At 67.6% G+C, this 19,850-nt stretch carries 15 protein-coding genes; 12 read left to right on the top strand and 3 right to left on the bottom strand.

Translation table 11 applies throughout. From position 1 onward, the window contains the following. Window positions 1-113 precede the first annotated feature (113 nt). Both AB0I32_RS26170 and AB0I32_RS26165 read right to left on the bottom strand, forming a co-directional pair. Complete coding sequence (locus AB0I32_RS26170) at window positions 114-1,205, bottom strand: inositol-3-phosphate synthase (RefSeq protein WP_357511453.1); 1,092 nt, start codon at window positions 1,203-1,205, stop codon at window positions 114-116. Continuing rightward, window positions 1,202-1,849 carry a PadR family transcriptional regulator gene (locus AB0I32_RS26165; protein WP_357511451.1) on the bottom strand — a complete coding sequence of 216 codons (648 nt, stop codon included), beginning with the start codon at window positions 1,847-1,849 and terminating at the stop codon, window positions 1,202-1,204. The genes AB0I32_RS26170 and AB0I32_RS26165 overlap by 4 nt, the downstream gene beginning before the upstream one ends. 463 nt (window positions 1,850-2,312) lie before the next feature. On the opposite strand from AB0I32_RS26165, the gene AB0I32_RS26160 reads away from it, so the two are divergent. From AB0I32_RS26160 to AB0I32_RS26115, 10 genes are all read left to right on the top strand, one after another. Beyond that, window positions 2,313-4,742: a transglycosylase domain-containing protein gene (locus AB0I32_RS26160; RefSeq protein WP_357511449.1), complete on the top strand. Its 2,430-nt coding sequence runs from the start codon at window positions 2,313-2,315 to the stop codon at window positions 4,740-4,742. Window positions 4,743-5,072: 330 nt separating this feature from the next. Next, window positions 5,073-7,511 (top strand): transglycosylase domain-containing protein, encoded by a 2,439-nt coding sequence (locus tag AB0I32_RS26155; RefSeq protein WP_357511447.1) that lies wholly within the window; start codon window positions 5,073-5,075, stop codon window positions 7,509-7,511. Between the two features lie 214 nt (window positions 7,512-7,725). Next, entirely contained in the window at window positions 7,726-8,016 is a 291-nt protein-coding gene (gene rpsF, locus AB0I32_RS26150; protein WP_207775488.1) for a 30S ribosomal protein S6, read from the top strand. Between the two features lie 110 nt (window positions 8,017-8,126). After that, complete coding sequence (locus tag AB0I32_RS26145) at window positions 8,127-8,678, top strand: single-stranded DNA-binding protein (protein ID WP_116673132.1); 552 nt, start codon at window positions 8,127-8,129, stop codon at window positions 8,676-8,678. A gap of 79 nt (window positions 8,679-8,757) precedes the next feature. Beyond that, window positions 8,758-8,994, top strand: a complete 237-nt coding sequence (gene rpsR / locus AB0I32_RS26140; protein WP_116673133.1) for a 30S ribosomal protein S18 — start codon at window positions 8,758-8,760, stop codon at window positions 8,992-8,994. Between the two features lie 17 nt (window positions 8,995-9,011). Next, the gene (rplI, locus tag AB0I32_RS26135; RefSeq protein WP_357444092.1) at window positions 9,012-9,461 is read left to right on the top strand and encodes a 50S ribosomal protein L9; all 450 of its coding nucleotides are present in this window, start codon (window positions 9,012-9,014) and stop codon (window positions 9,459-9,461) included. Window positions 9,462-9,653: 192 nt separating this feature from the next. Next, a complete protein-coding gene (locus AB0I32_RS26130; RefSeq protein WP_357511445.1) occupies window positions 9,654-11,057 on the top strand; it encodes an extracellular solute-binding protein in 1,404 nt (467 codons plus the stop codon). 15 nt (window positions 11,058-11,072) lie between these two features. After that, window positions 11,073-11,969, top strand: a complete 897-nt coding sequence (locus AB0I32_RS26125; RefSeq protein WP_357511443.1) for a sugar ABC transporter permease — start codon at window positions 11,073-11,075, stop codon at window positions 11,967-11,969. Continuing rightward, complete coding sequence (locus AB0I32_RS26120; protein ID WP_357511441.1) at window positions 11,966-12,832, top strand: carbohydrate ABC transporter permease; 867 nt, start codon at window positions 11,966-11,968, stop codon at window positions 12,830-12,832. Before AB0I32_RS26125 ends, AB0I32_RS26120 begins: the two co-directional genes overlap by 4 nt. 341 nt (window positions 12,833-13,173) lie before the next feature. Next, window positions 13,174-15,582 (top strand): hypothetical protein, encoded by a 2,409-nt coding sequence (locus AB0I32_RS26115; protein WP_357511439.1) that lies wholly within the window; start codon window positions 13,174-13,176, stop codon window positions 15,580-15,582. Between the two features lie 90 nt (window positions 15,583-15,672). Here AB0I32_RS26115 and AB0I32_RS26110 read toward each other — a convergent pair whose 3' ends face one another. Beyond that, window positions 15,673-16,389 carry a DUF305 domain-containing protein gene (locus tag AB0I32_RS26110; protein ID WP_357511455.1) on the bottom strand — a complete coding sequence of 239 codons (717 nt, stop codon included), beginning with the start codon at window positions 16,387-16,389 and terminating at the stop codon, window positions 15,673-15,675. 255 nt (window positions 16,390-16,644) lie between these two features. On the opposite strand from AB0I32_RS26110, the gene AB0I32_RS26105 reads away from it, so the two are divergent. Together AB0I32_RS26105 and AB0I32_RS26100 are read left to right on the top strand one after the other, a co-directional pair. Then, on the top strand, window positions 16,645-18,036 hold the full coding sequence (locus AB0I32_RS26105) for a hypothetical protein (RefSeq protein WP_357511437.1): 1,392 nt from the start codon (window positions 16,645-16,647) through the stop codon (window positions 18,034-18,036). Window positions 18,037-18,313: 277 nt separating this feature from the next. Then, complete coding sequence (locus tag AB0I32_RS26100; protein ID WP_357511435.1) at window positions 18,314-19,726, top strand: hypothetical protein; 1,413 nt, start codon at window positions 18,314-18,316, stop codon at window positions 19,724-19,726. Window positions 19,727-19,850: the final 124 nt, after the last annotated feature.

Genomic DNA, 19,850 nt, shown 5'->3' with positions numbered 1-19,850 from the left:
GGATAGTCGGCCCGGAAGGCGGGGTCGGCGAAGAGCCAGAGGTCCTCGCTGTCCGGGTCCGACGGGTCGGGAGACCCGGACAGGCGCTCTACTTCGCCGACCGCCCTACCGGGTCAGCGCTCGATGTCGCCGCGGATGAAGGCCTCCAGCTGGGCGCGGCCCGCTGTGTCCTCCATCTGCACCGGCGGGGACTTCATGAAGTAGGTGGCCGCGGACAGGATCGGGCCGCCGACGCCGCGGTCCTTCGCGATCTTCGCGGCGCGCACGGCGTCGATGATGATGCCCGCCGAGTTCGGGGAGTCCCAGACCTCGAGCTTGTACTCCAGGCTGAGCGGCACCTCGCCGAACGCGCGGCCCTCGAGGCGCACGTACGCCCACTTGCGGTCGTCGAGCCACGCCACGTAGTCCGACGGACCGATGTGTACGTTGCGGTCCTCCTTCTTGCCGGCCAGCGCGCCCGTCAGGTTGGACGTCACGGCCTGCGTCTTGGAGAGCTTCTTCGACTCCAGACGGTCACGCTGCAGCATGTTCTTGAAGTCCATGTTGCCGCCGACGTTCAGCTGGTAGGTGCGGTCAAGGACGACGCCGCGGTCCTCGAACAGCTTGGCCAGCACGCGGTGGGTGATCGTCGCGCCGACCTGGGACTTGATGTCGTCACCGACGATCGGCACGCCCGCGTCCTCGAACTTCTTGGCCCACGCGGGGTCGGACGCGATGAACACGGGGAGGGCGTTCACGAACGCGACGCCCGCGTCGATCGCGCACTGCGCGTAGAACTTGGCGGCCTCCTCGGAACCCACCGGCAGGTAGCAGACCAGGACGTCGACCTCGGCCTCGCGCAGCGCTGCCACGACGTCGACGGCATCCTTCGTGGACTCGTCGATCGTCGCGCGGTAGTAGTCGCCCAGGCCGTCGAGGGTCGGGCCGCGCTGGACCGTCACGCCCGTGGGCGGCACGTCTGCGATCTTGATCGTGTTGTTCTCGGAGGCGGTGATGGCCTCGGCCAGGTCGAAGCCGACCTTCTTCGCGTCGACGTCGAATGCCGCGACGAACTCGAGGTCCGACACGTGGTAGTCGCCGAACTGCACGTGCATGAGGCCCGGGACGGTACTCGCCGGGTCGGCGTCACGGTAGTAGTGCACGCCCTGGACCAGGGACGAGGCGCAGTTTCCTACGCCGACGATGCCCACGCGGATGGAGGTCATCCTCGCTCCTTCTTCGTTTGGTCTTGCTGCGATGGGCGGGGCGGCGCCGCAGCACGACCCCGTTCCGTGGATATGAGGCTGTCGAGCCAGTGCACTTCGCGCTCGACCTTCTCGAGTCCGAACCGCTGGAGCTCGAGTGCGTACTCGTCGAGCCGTGAACGCGGGTGCGCCGCAGCCTGGCGGTACGCCTCCAGTCGTTCGGTCAGCCGGGTGCGCCGACCTTCGAGGACACGGAGGCGGGTCTCGGCGTCGGTCTGCGCGAAGAGCGCGAACCGGACGTCGAAGTTGTCGTCCTCCCAGGCCGCGGGGCCCGCGGTGGCCAGAACGGTCTGGAGGTGCTCCTTGCCCTCTGCGGTCAGCTCGTAGACGACCCGACGTCGGCCGAGAGGCTTGGGCTTGGTGGTGCGGCCGGGTATCACCGGCTTGGTCCTGCGTGGCGGGGCCGGCGGCGGTTCGCTCTCCGTCGTCGCGATCAGACCACGCGTGACCAGGGCCTTGAGCGCCGGGTAGAGCGTGCCGTAGGAGAAGGCGCGGAACGAGCCGAGCACAAGATTGAGGCGCTTACGGAGCTCGTACCCGTGCAGCGGGGACTCGTTGAGCAGGCCGAGGACCGCGGTCTCCAGCACGTCGGACCGACTGCGCACGGCGGCCTCCTTCCCGAGCCCGACCTTGTTCTTCCGGTCGAATCCATTTTCCCGATCAACGACCCGATGTATCGAGTCGATACATCGAGAGAATAGGCATGCTGAACGCGGTACGCAATCCGTCGCTCCGACGTCGCCACCTGCAGTCCGTTGGTGGATGAAATGTGAAGCAGGGGCAGACGGACTGGGCTGACCCTGGGGGAACTCGCCACGTGCGGGCCGGAGGAGCGGTTTCGGGCTATTGGTGCACGCGGGTGATCCCCTATGGTTTCGGTTTGTCCGCCGTGGCAAGTCTCGACCGCAGGCGACGGGCGCAAGTCGAACCGAGGAAGAGGCTGACGTGTCCAACTGGAGTCCCCCTCCGATCTGGCCGCACACTCCCCGACGGCGGCAGGGAATCTGGAACTACCCCCGCCCCTACCGCACCGGGCTCCGTGCATGGGTCCCGTCGTGGCGGGTCGTCGTGGGCACCTTCCTGACGGGCACGTCGCTCGTGGCCGGCGTCCTCGTGGCCGGATGGTTCGGTTGGGAGGTGCCGGCCGAGAATCCGGACGTGGGGTCGGAGACGACCACCGTGTACTACTCCGACGGCACGCCCATCGGAAAGTTCGCGGCCCAGGACCGAACGATCATGTCGCTGTCCGACCTGCCGCCGTACATCGGGCAGGCGGTGATCTCGTCGGAGGACGCGAAGTTCGAGAGCCACCCGGGTATCGACGTCTTGGGCATCGTCCGTGCGGCGGTCAACAACTTCACGGGCGGCGCGCGACAGGGTGCCTCCACGCTGACGCAGCAGTACGTCGAGAACACGTACTACGTGGCGGGCCAGTCGTCCTATGCCGACAAGCTCCGTGAGCTGGTGCTGGCGCTCAAGGTGGACCGGGACAAGTCGAAGGACCAGATCCTCGAGGGGTACCTCAACACGATCTACCTGGGCCGAGGCGCCTACGGCGTCGAGGCGGCGTCCAAGGCGTACTTCGGGCACTCGGCCAAGGAGATGACGATCTCCGAGGCAGCCTTCCTCGCGGGCATCGTCCCGAATCCGACCTACTGGGATCCCCGTCAGGGCGAGGGCGCCCAGCAGCAGGCCGAGAACCGCTGGAACCGCACCCTGAACCTGATGGTGGAGAACGGCTACATCACCGCGGATGACCGGAACAGCGCACAGTTCCCGAAGCTCCAGGAGTACAAGCAGGGGTCCGGAGACAACCGGACCGCGTACCTGCTGGAGCAGGTGGCGAGGGAGGTTGCCCAGACAGGTCCCGGGGGCGCCGGCATCTCCGAGGATCAGCTGACGAAGAGCGGCTACGAGATCCACACGTCGATCGACCGCAAGATGCAGGCCGCCGCCTACGAGACGATGAAGCTGCCTGAGGACGCGGACGACTCCACCCGTGCGTCACTGACGTCGATCGACCCGCAGACCGGCGAGATCAAGGCTATGTACGGCGGGCCGGACTACTCGAAGTACCAGACCAACGCCGCGACCTTCCGAGCGCAGGGGGCCTCGACCTTCAAGCCGTTCACGCTGATCGCGGCGCTGCGGGAGGACATCCCGCTCACCAAGAAGTACGACAGCACGGACGGCATGGTCATCGAGGGCTGGAAGAACGAACCCGACGGCCCCGACGTCCCGCTGAGCAACTTCGACAACAAGTCGTACGGGTGGATCGACCTCGCGGACGCGACGGCGCAGTCGGTCAACGTGGTGTACGGCCAGCTCAACAAGGAGATCGGGCCGGACAAGACGGCTCAGGCCGCCTACGACCTGGGCATCCCACAACCTGACGACAACGATGAGACGAACGACTGCTGCGTCATCAGGAACAACCTGGCGAACGTGCTCGGTACGGACTACGTGACCAACGTCGACCTCGCCCACGCCTACTCGACGATCGCCGCGCAGGGTTACCGCACCACGCCGCACTTGGTGACCAAGGTGATGCAGGGCGAGAACACTGTCGACCAGGGTGACACCACCCGCCAGAAGGTGTTCGAGCCAGACGTGATGGCCGCCACGACGTACGCGCTGGAGAAGGTGGTCGAGGAGGGGTCCGGCGCGGAAGCGCAAAACCTCGTAGGGCCCGACGGCGTGACCCACCGCCCGGCGGCGGGCAAGACGGGCTCGTCGCAGCAGACCGAGTCGGCGTGGTTCGCCGGCTTCGTGCCGCAGCTCACCACGGTGGTCGGCCTGTACCAGTACGACATCGAGAAGAACACCTACGAGCAGGTCCAACCGTTCGGCGGCTACGAGTGGATGACAGGTGGCTCCTGGCCCGCCAAGGCCTGGACCGCCTACATGAACAAGGCGACAGCGGGCATGGAGATCGAGCAGTTCCCGGAGTACGAGCCGCCCGCTCCGGAGCCGTCGCCGTCGCCGTCGTCCTCTCCCTCGCCGAGCCAGTCGGAGGAGCCGGAGGCAGAGATGGTGACCGTGCCCGACAACCTCGTCGGCCAGCAGTACCCCAACGCCGCCTCGGCGCTCTCCGGCCTGGGCCTCATCCCCGCGCAGGTGGATGTGGACAGCGACCAGCCGCCCGGCACCGTGCTCGACGTGGCCCAGGCGGGCCAGGAGGTCGAGGTCGGCAAGACCATCCAGGTTCAGGTCTCGAACGGCTCCGCCGTCGAGGAGGAGACCACCACGGTGCCCTGGGGCCTGACGGGTCAGGATCAGGGTTCTGCCGAGGGGCAGCTGGAGGCCGCAGAGCTGACGCCGGTCGTCCAGGAGCAGCCGTCCGACACCGTGCCGGAGGGGCGGGTGATCTCGGTCGACCCCGGTGAGGGGTCGGAGGTGCCGGTGGGCAGCGAGGTGACGCTCGTCGTCTCGACCGGTCCTGAGGAGGGCAGCGGAGATCCGTCCGACGATCCGTCCGATGGCGGGATCTTCGGATAGGTCTTGACCTGCGAGGACGGGTTCGGCCGGCGCCGGCCGAACCCGTCCGCGGGCCGGGTGAAATGCAGTTGATACCGCCGCTCGAACACGGTGCGTACACAGAGAAACCGCGTTTGTACTACTTGCCGCGAACATCGATCCTCTATCGTTTCCTCGGCCCAGTGCGATCACTGGACCGATACGAGGAACGAGGAAGACGTGGCGAACAGGAGTCCTTCTCCGATCTGGCCGCAAACTCCCCGACGGCGGCGGGGTATCTGGAACTACCCGCGGCCGTACCGCACGGGGATCCGCGCCTGGGTCCCTTCGTGGCGAGTTGTCGTCGGCACCATGCTGACCGGGATGTCGCTCGTGGTGGGCGTTTTCGTGGCCGGATGGATCGGCTGGCCGGTCCCTGCTGAGAACGAGGAGATCGGTTCGGAGACCACCACGGTCTACTACGTGAACAAGCAGGTGATGGGTACGTTCGCGGCGGTGGACCGCACGATCCGTACCCTCGACGAACTGCCGCCGCACGTACCCGCGGCAGTGCTGGCGTCCGAGGACCAGAACTTCGAGAACCACTTCGGTGTCGACCCCGCCGGCATCGCCCGCGCATTCGTCAGCAACGTGACCGGCGGCACTCGCCAGGGCGCGTCGACGTTGACGCAGCAGTACGTCGAGAACACCTATTTCGAGCCTGGCCAGTCGTCGTACGCGGACAAGTTCCGCGAGATCATCCTGGCCATCAAGGTGGACCAGGAGAAGTCGAAGGACGAGATCCTCGAGGGCTACGTCAACAGCATCTATCTCGGTCGCGGTGCCTACGGGTTCGAGGCCGCTGCGAAGGCGTACTTCAACAAGCCGGCGGCGAAGCTGACCGTCTCGGAGACCGCGATGCTGGTCGGGATCATCCCGTCGCCGTCGTACTGGGACCCGCGCTTCGGCGAGGGGTCGCGCGCCGTCGCCGAGGAGAAGTGGGCTCGTGTCCTGCGGAACATGGCCGAGCAGGGCGTCATCACCGAGGAGGAGCGTGCTTCCGCCACGTTCCCCGAGCCGATCGAGTACAAGCCGGTGTCCCGCGCCGGGCAGGTGGGGTACCTGCTCGAAGAGGTCCGTAAGGAGCTGGCCAACCCTGACGGGGCGGGCCTCACCGAGGAAGATCTCATGAAGAACGGCTATGAGATCTACACCACCATCAACCCGAAGTGGCAGAAGGCCGCGGTCGAGACCGCGAACACGATCCCCCGCAAGGGCGAGGGTGCCGCATCGAAGGAGCTCGGCGTCTCGATCGTGTCGGTCGATCCCAAGGACGGCGCCATCCGCGCCCTGTACGGCGGCGCGGACTACGCGGAGACGCAGTTCAACGCCGCCACCGACGGCAAGGCGCAGGGCGGCTCCACGTTCAAGCCGTTCACCCTGATCGGCGCGCTCGAGGACGGTCACGAGCTCAACGAGTACTACACGGGGAACAGCCCGATGCAGATCGACGGCTGGACCGATACGCCGGGTGGGCCGGATAAGGAGCTCACCAACTTCGGTACCGAGCCCGGCGGCGAGTCGTTCGGCGACATCGACCTGATCGACGCGACGGCGAACTCCGTGAACACCGTCTATGCGCAGCTCAACGTGGCGATCGGTCCGAAGAAGACGCAGGACGTCGCGATCCGGGCGGGCATCCCCAAGGACTCGACGAATGCCGAGCTGTCCAACGTGCTGGGCACCTCCACGGTGCGCGCCGTGGATCTTGCGGGCGCCTACGCGACCTTCGCCGCGATGGGCACCCGGACGACGCCGCACATGGTCACCTCCGTCAAGGACGGCGACCTGACCCGCTACGTGTGGAACGACGTACGGGAGCAGGCCATCAAACCCGAGGTGATGACCAAGGCCACCTACGCGCTGCAGCAGGTGGTCGAGAAGGGGTCGGGCACGCCGGCGCAGGAGCTCCTCGGCCCTGATGGCAACTCGCGCCCGGTCGCAGGCAAGACGGGTTCCACCAACGAGAACTACTCCGCATGGTTCGCCGGCTACATCCCGCAGGTCTCGACGGTCGTCGGCCTCTACCAGATGACGCCGGACAACAAGGGCCAGGCGCCGATCACCCCGTTCGGCGAGTGGGCGGACGGCAGCCTGACCGGTGGCACCTGGCCCGTCTGGGCGTGGACCGAGTACATGAAGAAGGTGACGGTGGGCATGGAGGTGGTGCCCTTCCCGGAGTACGTGCCGCCGCTCCCGTCCCCCTCTCCCACGCCGACGCCCTCGCCGTCGCCGACGCCCACCCCCGAGGACAAGGTGCTCATCCCCGTCGGGCTCGTCGGGCAGGAGTACAACGGAGTCGCGGCGGTGCTCGCCGAGCTGGGCGTCAACGCCGTGCTGGTGGAGGTCGAGAGCGATGAACCCGCCAGCAGGGTGCTCTCGGTGCAGCACCAGGGCCAGGAGGTTCCTCGTGGCACGGACATCCGGGTCGAGGTCTCGAAGGGACCCGGCGAGGAGATGACGAGGGTGCCCGGTGGTCTGGTCGGAGGTGACGAGAACAACGCCAGGAACCAGCTCCGGAACGCGGGGCTCGAGCCTGCGTTCCAGTACCAGGCGTCCGAGGACGTCGAGCAGGGCATGGTCATCCAGGTCAACCCGAAGGAAGGCACCGAGGTGCCCGCAGGCAGCCCGGTGCAGGTGATCGTGTCGTCGGGACCGGGTGACATCGGCTTCCCGACGGGTGAGCCGACAGGCGGAGACCCGGGGAACGGTAACGGCGGCGGCGGTGGCGGAGGAGGAGGCGGCGGCTAGCGCCCGCCCTCCCCGGACCCCGTGACAGAGGGGCCGTCTCCTGCTGGAGGCGGCCCCTCTGCCGTTGCGAGATCACCGAGATCTCGTGTGTGAGGGGACTCTCGGCCGTTCGATTCTGCCGCCGCCCACATGACGGGTAGTCTTGGCCCTTGCTGTGAACCCTCCTGTCACGGAACGACCGTGACCGCTGAGACCAGAGGAGGTGGGTATACACATGCGTCAGTACGAAATGATGGTGATCCTTGACCCGGAGGTCGAGGAGCGCACCGTTGCCCCGTCGCTCGACAAGTACCTGTCGGTCATCACGACCGAGGGTGGCTCCGTCGACAAGGTGGACATCTGGGGGCGCCGCCGTCTGGCCTTCGAGATTCAGAAGAAGTCCGAGGGCATCTACGCCGTGGTCGACTTCACCGCGACGTCTGCCACCGCCAAGGAGCTTGACCGTCAGCTCGGCCTCAACGAGGTCGTGCTCCGGACCAAGATCCTGCGCACCGGCGACAAGTGAGTCGTCCGAACTGACCCCTCTTCGCCCGCGCGAGTGTCAGTGTCTCGTGGTTGCATTCACCGCGAACCCGGATACCGCGTACGGAACGTCGACTGAATCGAGGAATTGGCATGGCTGGTGAAACTGTCATCACAGTGATCGGGAACCTCACCGGGGATCCTGAGCTGCGCTTCACCCCTTCAGGTGCTGCGGTCGCCAACTTCACGGTGGCGTCGACCCCGCGAACCTTCGATCGCCAGAGCAACGAGTGGAAGGACGGGGAAACCCTGTTCATGCGCTGCTCGATCTGGCGCGAGGCTGCGGAGAGTGTCGCGGAGTCGCTGACCAAGGGCACGCGCGTCATCGCGCAGGGTCGCCTGGTCCAGCGCTCGTACGACACCCGTGAGGGCGAGAAGCGAACCGTTGTCGAGCTGCAGGTGGACGAGATCGGTCCGTCCCTGCGCTACGCCACGGCCAAGGTCACCCGGGCCCAGCGGTCCGGTGGTGGCGGCGGCTTCGGTGGCGGTGGCGGCGGTGGCTTCAACGGTGGCGGTGCCCAGCAGGGCGGCGGCTCCGGTGGAGGATTCAGTTCTTCCGGTGGCGGTCAGAGCAATGACGACCCGTGGGCCACGGCAGGCCCGGCGTCGTCCGGTGGTTCGTTCTCGGACGACCCGCCCTTCTGATCGACATCCCCACGTTCATTCTTTTTGCTCGTACGGCCCGCCAGGCCGAGCGAGCAGCACCTGACAAAGGAGCAACACCATGGCAAAGCCTGTGGTGCGCAAGCCCAAGAAGAAGATCAACCCGCTCAAGTCGGCGAAGATCCACAACATCGACTACAAGGACACGGCGCTCCTGCGCAAGTTCATCTCTGACCGCGGAAAGATCCGTGCGCGTCGTGTCACCGGTGTCTCCGTGCAGGAGCAGCGTCAGATCGCGAAGGCCGTGAAGAACGCCCGCGAGATGGCCCTGCTGCCGTACACGTCCACGGCTCGCTGAGGAAGGGATCGAGAACAATGGCAAAGCTGATCCTGACCCACGAGGTGACCGGCCTGGGTGAGCCCGGCGACGTGGTTGAGGTGAAGGACGGGTACGCCCGTAACTTCCTCATCCCGCGTTCGCTGGCGACGCCCTGGACCAAGGGCGCCGAGTCCGACATCAACGCGATCCGTAAGGCTCGCAAGAGCCGCGAGATCGCATCGCTGGACGAGGCGAAGGCCCTGGCCGACTCGCTGTCCGCGAAGCCCGTGGTCGTCGCGGCGAACGCCGGCCCTGGTGGCCGTCTGTTCGGTGCGGTGACCACGGCGGACATCGCCGGTGCGGTCTCCGCCGCCGGCGGCCCGTCCGTCGACAAGCGCAAGATCGAGATCGGTCAGTCCATCAAGACGACCGGTGACTACACCGTGTCGATCCGCCTGCACCCTGAGGTGTCGGCCAAGATCGGCGTGAAGGTCGTCGCCGACTGAGCTGACGCTTGGTTGATCGCCTGACCGCGTGATCGTGAAGGCCCCGGTTCCCCTGTGGGGAGCCGGGGCCTTCCGCATGCGTGGCACCGGCCCGGCAGCGAGCGACTCTTTGCAGCGATTCCTTGAACATTTCTTGCCAATGGGTTAAACCTGGGTGCCAGATCCACTCACTCGATGGCGAGGAGAGATGCCATGTTCCGGCAGAACCGGGCGGCTGCGGTCCGCCTGACGATCGCAGCTACCACGGCCGCCACCATGGCCCTCACACTCACCGCCTGCGGAAGCGGCGGCCCCGAGTCCGACGGGACGGTCACCGTCTGGACGGTCGAGACCCAGCCAGAACGCCTGGCCATCCAGGAGGAGGCGATGGCCGCCTGGTCCGAGGAGTCGGGCATCGAGACGGATCTGGTGCCGGTCGAGGAGGACCAGGTGTCGCAGCTCCTGTCCGCCGCGGCGCTGTCCGGCGACGACATGCCGGATGCCGTCAACGCGATCAGCCCCGGGCTGGTTCGCGCCTTCGACCGGGACGGCTACCTCGACCGCGACGCCGCCGCCGACGTGGTCGAGGCGCTCGGCGAGGACACGTTCACGTCGTCGGCCCTCGAGCTCACCAGCGACGGCGACGAGCTGCTCGCCGTGCCCTCTGACGCCTGGCCGATGCTGGTCTACTACCGCACCGACCTCTTCGAGGAGGCCGGCCTGGCGCCGCCCACCACGTACGACGACTTGCGGGCGGCGGCCGAGGAGCTCACGACGGAAGGTCGGCACGGCATCACGCTGGCCACCGACGCGGCCGACCCGTTCACGCAGCAGACGCTGGAGTTCCTGGCGCAGGGCAACGGCTGCGAGCTCGTCGACGACGCCGGTGCGGCGACCCTCGACAGCCCGGAGTGCACCGAGACGATAGAGCTCTACGCGGACCTGGCCGGCGACTTCTCGCCCGACGGCACGCAGGGCGTCGAGTCCACCCGCTCGACCTACTTCGCCGGGCAGGCGGCGATGGCCGTGTGGTCGTCGTTCCTGCTGGACGAGATGGCCGGCCTGCGGGAGGAGTTCACGCCGTCGTGCGACGAGTGCGGCGACGACCCGGGCTGGCTCGCCGAGAACACCGGAGTGGTTCCCGTGGTCGAGGGTCCGTCAGCGGGTGGCGAGGCCGCCGGTTACGTGGAGCTCGTGTCGTGGGGCATCACCGACGGCGCCGACCCCGAGACCGCTGACTTCGTCGAGTACATGATGTCCGACGCGTACGTGGACTGGCTCTCCATGGCTCCGGAGGGCAAGGTGCCCGTGCGGACAGGCACGGCGGACAACGCAGGCGAGTACACGGACGCGTGGTCCGAGCTGGAGATCGGCGTCGACACCAAGAAGACGTTCTCCGACGTCTGGCCGGCCGAGGTGACCGACACGCTGGCCGCGGCCCCCGAGTCCGCGGACCGCTGGGCGCTGCCGCAGGGCCAGGGCGCGATCCTCGGCCCGATCACGAGCGAGCTGCCGCTCGCCAAGGCCGCGGCCGATCTCGGCTCGGGCACCACGGACGCGGCCGAGGCGCAGACGACCATGCAGGACGCCGTAGCCGACATAGCGTCCCGCGACTAGGACCCGGGGCTCGGGATGGCGTCGAAGCTGCGGGGCTCCGAGAACCGGGACGGGATCGCGCTCGTCGTGCCAGTGGTCCTGGTGGTGGCCGCGATCATCGTCGTCCCCATCGTGTGGACGGTGGTGCTGTCCTTCCAGGACGCGCGCTACGTGGACGTGGCCCGCAACGGCCTGTTCAACGAGCTCACGCTCGACAACTACGTCGACGTCCTCACGGCCCCGGCGTTCTGGCAGGCGCTGCTCACCACCGTCGAGTACTCGGTCGCGACCACCGCCGGGTCGATCACCGTGGGCCTGGTGGCCGCGCTCGCGTTCCGGGACCGGTTCCGTCTCCGTGCGCCCCTGCGTGCGGTGATGCTCCTCCCCTATGTCGCGCCGGTCGTGGCCACCACGTTCGTGTGGCAGGTGGCCCTGAACCCGCAGTACGGCGTGGTGAACGCGTTCGGCACCCAGGTGCTCGGCTGGGAGCACCCGGTCAACTTCCTCTCGTCCGCGCCCACCGCGCTCCTCACGGTCATCGTCTACGACATCTGGCGGTACTTCCCGTTCGCGTTCATGTTCCTCGGCGCGGCACTGACCGGCCTCAGTCGCGAGATCGAGGAGGCCGCAGTGGTCGACGGCGCCACACCGATGCAGAAGTTCTGGTTCGTGGTCCTGCCCCAGCTGTTGCCCACCGTCGCCCTGCTGGTGCTGTTCCGCATGGTCATGGCGTTCAACGAGTTCGACGACGTCTACCTGCTCACCGGCGGTGCGGCTGGCACCCAGGTGGCGTCCGTGCGGGTGTTCGAGCAGCTCACCGGGTCGAGCGACATTGGAGGCGCGAGCGCGACCGCCGCGGTGATGGCCGTGTTCCTCGGCGTCGCGCTGGCGATCTACCTACGCCTGACGGCCAGGCAGAGGGAGGCGCGATGAGCGCGGTGACGGTCCAGACCAACGTGCTGCGGGTGCTGCGGGTAGTCGTGATCGTGGGACTCGTCGTGGCCACCGTGGTGCCGTTCGTCTACATGCTCTCGCTGAGCTTCGTACGCATCGACGACCTGCTGCGCGACCCGCTGCGGGTATTGCCGGCGCTCGACCGGATCACCACCGAGACCTATCGCGAGGTTCTGGCCTCGGAGGAGGACGGCGGGTACGGGTTCGCGCGGTTCATGCGCAACTCCGCGATCGTCGCGGTCGGGGCCTCTGCGCTGACCGTCGTGCTGGTGGTCCCGGCGTCGTACGCCCTGACGCGCCTGCGGTTCGCGGGGCGCTCGCAGGTCTCGTGGCTGTTCCTCGCCGTCTACCTGTTCCCGACGATCATCATCGCGGTGCCGGTGTTCGTCGGCTTCCAGGTGTTGGGGCTGGGGTCGTCCCTGGTGGGTCTGGTGATCGCGTACGTCGCGCTGACCGTCCCGGTCTCCGTGCACATGCTGCGCAACTACCTCTCCGGCATCCCTGAGTCGATCGACGAGGCGGCAGTGATCGACGGCGCGTCGCGCCTCCAGATCCTGACGCGCATCACCGTGCCGCTGGCGATGCCCACGATCATGTCGACGGCGCTGTACTCGTTCATGATCGCCTGGAACGAGTTCCTGTTCGCGCTCCTGTTCCTGTCCGCGAAGCAGGACCTGTGGACGGTGTCGCTCGGGCTGACGCGGCTCGCCGACGGGCAGGAGGTGTCGAAGACGGTCCTCATGGCCGGCAGCGTGCTTCTCACGGTGCCGATCGTGATCCTGTACGGGGTGGCCGAGCGCGCCCTCACCGAAGGGCTGACCGCAGGCGCGGACAAGGGTTAGCGCGGGAGTCGACTGCGGACGCGTACGCGGGCGCGGCCCTGTTCGACCGTGCGGCGAGGTTGACCAGTTTCGCCGGTCGGCGTCGGCGGGTGATCTTTCTCCGTTTTACTGAGTTGTGATCAATAGAGCGTTCCCCAGAGCCTCGACCGCCGGTACGTTCAGCCCAGACGCCCGAGATGACGGGCTTCGTGCTCGCCAACGGCGGCGAGCCCGGCGGTGGCGCCGGTTGGACAACTTTTTCGCGGGGCGACGGTGCCCGCGGAGCGAGAGGCGAACCGATGACGCAGTTGCACGCATCCCGACCAGCACAACCAGGTCCAGCTCCAACGATCCTGATAGCGGTGGGCCTGGCCTTCCTGCTCGTCGGCGCGATCGGGGCCACGGCCTTCATGCTCCTGTTCCAGGGGCAGGTCGCGTCCGGCGCGGACCGGCTGGCCGACGGCGCTGGCCAGGTGAACGACGGCGTCCAGACCAGTCTGGTCGCCGGCGTCGACGAGCTCAGCGCTGGAGCCACAGAGCTCAACAGCGGGGTGCAGGACGAGGTCGTGCCGGGCGTCGAGAAGCTTGCTGATGGGGCAGGGCAGCTCGACGAGGGCGCCTCCGAGCTGCGCGCTGGCGTGATCAAGCTGCACAACGGATCCAAGAAGATCGCGGACGGCACCGCTGAGACGGCGGAGGACGTGTCCGACCTCGCTGATGCGTCGCTGCTGCTCACAGCCGGCTCGACGCAGCTGAACGCCGGTCTCGGTGAGCTGGACGGTGGGTCGAAGGCTCTGAACGCCGGTCTCGGTGAGCTGAACGGCGGGTCGACGAAACTGAACGATGGCCTCGGCAGGTTGAACGCTGCCGCGCCCGAGCTGGCGGATGGGGCGGAGCGGCTTGCCGGTGGATCCCTGCTGGTTGCTGCGGGCGTTGCGACGGTCAGTGAGGGCGTCAGCCCGCTTGACGCGGGTGCGCGCCTTCTCGCATCTGGTTCCGGGGACGTGCGGGACGGTGTCGCGAAGGTCAGTGACGGTGTGGCTCCGCTCGACGCGGGTGCTCGTGCGCTTGCGTCGGGTTCGCAGGGCGTGGCTGCGGGGGCGGGCCAGGTCGACACAGCCGCTGGTCTGCTCGCCGACGGTTCCTCGCAGGTTTTCGTCGGCAGCCAGACGCTGAACACCGGGCTGTCTCAGCTGGCCGCGAACAACAGCGCGATCCTGGGCGGGGTCTCCACGCTCCAGGGCGGTGCGGGCAACCTGGCGTCTGGTGCCGTGGCGCTGGACGCAGGAGCCGACCAGGTCGCAGGAGGCGCCCAACAGCTCAAGGCAGGCATGCCTGCTCTCGTCTCTGGCGCCGATGCCGCGGCGAGCGGTGCCAAGGGCGTTGCCGACGGTGCCGCAGCCGTCTCCGGCGGTGTCGGTGCTGCGCGGGACGGTGCGAACCAGCTGGCCTCCAGCATCGGAGGACTCGTCGACGGAGCGCAGAACCTGCAGAGCGGCAACCAGGCTCTCTCGGCACAGCTGAACCAGCTCGCGGACGCCACCGACGACCCGACACTCAAGGGGCAGCTTCGGGCACTCGCCGGCTCGGCGAGCAACCTCGCCGCCGGTGCCGGCCAGGTGAAGGCTGGGGCAGGTCAGGCCCACGCAGGGGCTTCCAGCCTCGGTTCCTCGCTGAGCGCGCTGTCGAGCGGAGCCTCCAACGTCTCGAACGGTGCATCGGCCGTCGCCGCTGGTACGGACAAGGTGTCCGACGGTGTGGACCAGGTCGCGGCCGGGATCGGGCAGCTCTCGGCCGGTGCGAACAGCGTGGCCGGCGGGGCGCAGCAGGTCAAGGACGGCAGCGCCACCCTCCATGCCGGGTTCGGTCAGCTTGTCCCGGGCGTGGAGAAGTACGTGGCTGGCGTCGGTTCCGCATATGAGGGAAGCGCGACCCTGGTCGCGGGTTCAGGTCGGGTCGCCGGGGGCAACGCCGAGCTGGCGCAGAACACTCCTGCCCTGGTTGCGGGCGCTGCGCTGCTCGCGGACGGTAACGCCAGCCTTGCTGCCGGCACGGGTCAGCTCAAGGGCGGCTTGCCCGCACTGCTTTCTGGTGCCGAGCGGGTGGCCGACGGCAACGCCGATCTTGCTGCCGGCACCGGCCAGCTCAAGGGCGGCCTGCCCGCATTGCTCTCGGGTGCGACTCAGGTGGCCGACGGTAACGCCGACCTGGCCTCGAAGACGCCGGAGCTCGTCTCCGGCGTCGGCCAGCTGCACACCGGTTCCGGGAAGCTCGTCTCTGGTGTCGGGCAGCTGTACGTCGGCTCCGGGAAGCTCGTCGACGGCGCCGGACAGCTGCACACCGGTTCCGGGAAGCTCGTCGCCGGCATCATCGAGGTCCGTGACCGTGTGGTTCCGAAGGTCGAGAAGTCGCAGCGCCTGGCGGACGGATCGGTCAAGGTCCGTGACGGGCTCCGGGATGCTCGCAAGGGCACCCGCACCCTCGTCGACGGCACAGGCGCCCTCGACGACGGCACGCAGAAGCTGGCGGCCGGTGCCACCGATCTCGCCGACGGGACGCAGCTGCTCGCTGACGGTTCCGGCCGGCTGTCCACCGGCACCACCGAGCTGGCGTCGGGAACGATGCAGCTGTCCGACGGCATCGGTGAGCTCAGTACCAAGGTGAACGGCTCGGGCGCGGGGCCCATCGGCGTGGCCGTCGTCCTCGCGGCGGCACTCGGCCTGCTGGCGACCCTTGCGGGTCTGATCCTGCTGAACAGGCGCCGCGCCTGATCTGCACGGACCGATCGCCGGGCCAGAGCTCCTCGCTCTGGCCCGGCGATCGTCATGTCAGGCCGCCCTCATGTCATCCCGGCCATCGCCTCACAGCTCGGCCAGCATGTCCGCCATCCGGTCGATCTCCGCCATCTGGTCGGCGGCGATGTTGGTCGCCAGCTCGAGGACCCGCTCCTCGCTGCCCGTCCCGGCGACCTCCTCGCACATGGTGAGCGCACCTTCGTGATGCTTGATCATGCCCTCGAGGAACAGCCTGTCGAACTCGGCTCCTGACGCCTTCTCGAGCGCCGCCATCTCCGCGTCGGTCAGCATCCCTGGCATGTCGCCGGTGTCGTGCCCGTGTCCCGAGGTCCGCGGGCCGGAGCCATCGCCTGCCTCCGCGGTGAGCGGCACCGTGTACTCGTTCTCCTCGAGCCACCCGGACATGAGGTTGATCTCGCTGTCCTGCACGACGTCGATCCGGGCGGCGAACTTCTGCAGCTGCTCCGAGTCGCTCCGCTCTGGGACCAGCCCGGACATCTCGATCGCCTGCGTGTGGTGCACGATCATGTCGCTCAGGAAGTCGGCGTCGCCCTTCGAGAACGGTGCCTGGGCGGGTGACCCCGCGTAGTCCTCGGGGGCGATCGTCTCGTTCTTCTCGCCGGGCTTTCCCGGCTGCAGCACCACGGAGCTGGGCGTCGAGACCGGTTCCGGCTCGTCGGCCGGCCCGGTGCAGCCGGCCAGGCCGAGGGTGAGCGGCATCAGCACGGCGAGGCCGGTAGTGACCGCGCGGAAGCGCGAGCGTCGTGCGGTACCTGTCAGCATCTCCACGGGGCGATCCTCTCGTACGTGCCGTCGCGTCCGGATCTCCGGACTCCGACAGTTGTCGGCACGCGACGATCCTGCCAGGCAATTTGTCTCCGCTGTGTAAAAAGGGGGCCTCTATTTTCGTGGTGCCGGAGGAACGCTGTGGGTCAAACTGCCTATACCGACCTAGGAGGTGTGACGCTCTTGCGTCGTCCAACCCTTACCCGATCGCATGTCCGGGGCGCCGCTGCCGCCGCCCTCGCAGCAGCACTCGTGGCGACGACGCTCGCTGTCGCGGCACCGAGCCTGGCCTCGCCCGGCGACGGCACGGAGGAGTGGTCCGTCGCCGGCACGACCTCGGCATCCTCGGCCGACCCGGACGTACCGCCGGGCAAGACCGAGTCCTCGAAGATCAAGCACCTGAGCAACCAGCCCAAGAACGGCGCGCTGCGGAACACGGGCTCGGACATCGCATTCCAGGGCAAGTATGCGTTCGTCGGCAACTACGACGGCTTCACCGTCTACGACCTCTCCGACCCGGAGAACCCCGAGCAGGTGGTCCAGGTCCGCTGCCCGGGCGGCCAGAACGACATCTCCGTCTACGAGAACATCCTGATCCTGTCCACGGACGCGTCGCGCAGCAACGACTCGTGCAAGTCGAAGCCGCTCCCCGAGACCAAGAAGGCGGCCTGGGAAGGCATCAAGGTCTGGGACATCTCCAACCCGCGGAAGCCGAAGTACGTCCAGTCCGTCGAGACCGACTGCGGTTCGCACACGCACTCCCTGGCCCCGTCCAAGAACAAGCGGGACCTGTACGTGTACGTCTCCTCGTACTTCCCGGCCAAGGCGTTCCCGGACTGCCAGCCGCCCCACGACAAGATCTCGATCGTGAAGGTCCCGCTGAGCTCGCCGGAGTCGGCCCGCGTCGTCTCGACGCCGAACCTGTTCCCGGGCGGCGGCTACAAGGGTGACCCCGACGGCGAGGGCTGGGCGACCAGCGGCTGCCACGACATCACCACCTATGCCAAGTACGACCTGGCGGCCGGTGCGTGCATGGGCGACGGCATCCTGATGGACATCAAGGACCGTGAGCGCCCCCGGGTGATCGACCGGGTCCGGGACACCGAGAACTTCGCGTTCTGGCACTCGGCGACCTTCAACAACGATGCCACCAAGGTCGTGTTCACGGACGAGCTCGGCGGTGGCGGTCTCGCGACCTGCACCGACGAGTACGCGCCGGAGCTGGGCGCCAACGGTATCTACGACATCAAGCGCGAGGCGTACGGCAAGAAGGACCTCGTCTTCAGGTCGTACTACAAGATCCCGCGCATCAACACGGAGAACGAGAACTGTGTGGCGCACAACGGTTCGCTGATCCCGGTTCCGGGCAAGGACGTGATGGTCCAGTCCTGGTACCAGGGCGGTGTCTCGGTGTTCGACTTCACCGACTCTCGCAACCCGCGTGAGCTCGCGTGGTTCGACCGTGGTGAGGGCGTGAGCAACGGCGGCACCTGGTCGACGTACTACTACAACGGCTACGCCTACTCGAACGACCTCGACATCGGCTTCGACACCTTCGAGATCGCCGACTCGATCGACGGGAAGGCGGAGAAGGTGCGGCTTCCGTCCCTGAACCCGCAGATGCAGGAGTCGTTCGGCCGCTGACGCGTCCGCACTGAAGTGCGCCGGCTCCGGCGTACCAGGCTGCCCGACGGCGGCGGGGTGCTTTCCGTACGGAGGGTGCCCCGTCCGCCGCCCTCACCCCACGAAGCCCTGCTGCGCTGCGGGACTTCGCGGGGAACCCGAGGGCGGCTCCGCCGTCGGGCAGCCTTGCGTCGCTTGGGGCAATTGTCACCACTGTGTAAAAAGACACCAAGAGTCCTGGTACTGAGAGGTTGCTGTGAGCGACACTGCCTCAACCGACCTAGGAGGTGTGACGCCCGTGCGTCGTCCAACCTTTACCCGATCTCGCGTCCGGGGCGCCACTGGCGTCGCCCTGACGGCGTTCTTCGCTGCGGCGACGGTGGCACTGGCAGGGCCCGTGGCGGCGTCCGCCGCCGAGCCGGACGTGCCGCCGGGCGAGACGCAGTCCTCGAACATGACCCACCTCAGCAACCAGCCCAAGAACGGTGCGCTGCAGGGTACGGGCTCGGACATCGCGTTCCAGGGCAAGTACGCGTTCGCCGGCAACTACGACGGCTTCACCGTCTACGACCTGACGGACAAGGAGAACCCCGAGCAGGTCGTCCAGGTGTACTGCCCGGGCTCGCAGAACGACGTCTCGGTCTACAAGAACCTGCTGGTGCTGTCGACCGACTCGTCGCGCAGCGATGACTCGTGCGCGTCGACGTCGCTCCCCGCCACCGAGAAGGCGGCCTGGGAAGGTATCAAGATCTGGGACATCTCGAACCCGCTCGCCCCGGAGTACATCAAGTCGATCGAGACGGAGTGCGGCTCGCACACGCACTCGCTCGCTCCGTCGAAGACCGGCCGCGACCTCTACGCGTACGTGTCGTCCTACTCGCCGAACGCGACGTACCCGGACTGCCAGCCGCCGCACGACTTCGTCTCGATCGTGAAGATCCCGGTGAAGAACCCGACGGCCGCCAAGCTGGTCGCCACGCCGAACCTGTTCCCGGACGACACCGGCTACGAGGGTGACCCGGCCCGCCGGGCCTCCGCCACGAGCGGTTGCCACGACATCACCACCTACGCCAAGTACGACCTTGCCGCCGGTGCGTGCATGGGCGACGGCATCCTCATGGACATCTCGAACCGGGAGCGTCCCCGCGTGATCGACCGGGTCCGGGACACGGTGAACTTCGCGTTCTGGCACTCGGCCACCTTCAACAACGACGCCACCAAGGTGGTCTTCACGGACGAGCTCGGCGGTGGCGGTCTCGCGACCTGCACCGACGAGTACGCGCCGGAGCTGGGCGCCAACGGTATCTACGACATCAAGCGCAAGTGGTTCGGCAAGAAGGAGCTGGAGTTCGCGTCGTACTACAAGATCCCGCGGATCAACACGGCCGCGGAGAACTGCGTCGCGCACAACGGCTCGCTGATCCCGGTCAAGGGCAAGGACATCATGGTCCAGTCCTGGTACCAGGGCGGCGTCTCCGTCTTCGACTTCACCGACTCGGACAACCCGCGCGAGCTCGCGTGGTTCGACCGTGGTGAGGGCCTGAGCAGCGGCGGCACCTGGTCGACGTACTACTACAACGGGTACGCCTACTCGAACGACCTCGGCATCGGGTTCGACACGTTCGACATCGACGACTCGATCGACGGCAAGGCGGAGCGGGTGCGGCTGAACAGCCTCAACCCGCAGATGCAGGAGTCGTACGGCTACTGACCGGACGCCGTCCGACGACGCCCGGGTCACCTTCCGTACGTACGGAAGGTGACCCGGGGGGGGGGGGCACCGGGGGGTGGGGTCCCCGCTTGTACCACGCACGCTGATGGGAACCCCGGAAGGC

Origin of the sequence: Promicromonospora sp. NPDC050249, from assembly GCF_040656015.1 — a bacterium.
GTDB lineage: Bacteria > Actinomycetota > Actinomycetes > Actinomycetales > Cellulomonadaceae > Promicromonospora.
Note: the sequence above shows the minus strand (reverse complement) of the source record. Positions and strands in the feature narration are given on the sequence as shown.

Excerpts from the sequence above, each read along its gene's own strand:
- AB0I32_RS26170 (WP_357511453.1), bottom strand. The coding sequence starts at position 1,205 with ATGACCTCCATCCGCGTGGGCATCGTCGGCGTAGGAAACTGCGCCTCG.
- AB0I32_RS26155 (WP_357511447.1), top strand. The coding sequence starts at position 5,073 with ATGCTGACCGGGATGTCGCTCGTGGTGGGCGTTTTCGTGGCCGGATGG.
- rpsF (WP_207775488.1), top strand. The coding sequence starts at position 7,726 with ATGCGTCAGTACGAAATGATGGTGATCCTTGACCCGGAGGTCGAGGAG.
- AB0I32_RS26145 (WP_116673132.1), top strand. The coding sequence starts at position 8,127 with ATGGCTGGTGAAACTGTCATCACAGTGATCGGGAACCTCACCGGGGAT.
- rpsR (WP_116673133.1), top strand. The coding sequence starts at position 8,758 with ATGGCAAAGCCTGTGGTGCGCAAGCCCAAGAAGAAGATCAACCCGCTC.
- rplI (WP_357444092.1), top strand. The coding sequence starts at position 9,012 with ATGGCAAAGCTGATCCTGACCCACGAGGTGACCGGCCTGGGTGAGCCC.
- AB0I32_RS26130 (WP_357511445.1), top strand. The coding sequence starts at position 9,654 with ATGTTCCGGCAGAACCGGGCGGCTGCGGTCCGCCTGACGATCGCAGCT.
- AB0I32_RS26125 (WP_357511443.1), top strand. The coding sequence starts at position 11,073 with ATGGCGTCGAAGCTGCGGGGCTCCGAGAACCGGGACGGGATCGCGCTC.
- AB0I32_RS26120 (WP_357511441.1), top strand. The coding sequence starts at position 11,966 with ATGAGCGCGGTGACGGTCCAGACCAACGTGCTGCGGGTGCTGCGGGTA.
- AB0I32_RS26110 (WP_357511455.1), bottom strand. The coding sequence starts at position 16,389 with ATGCTGACAGGTACCGCACGACGCTCGCGCTTCCGCGCGGTCACTACC.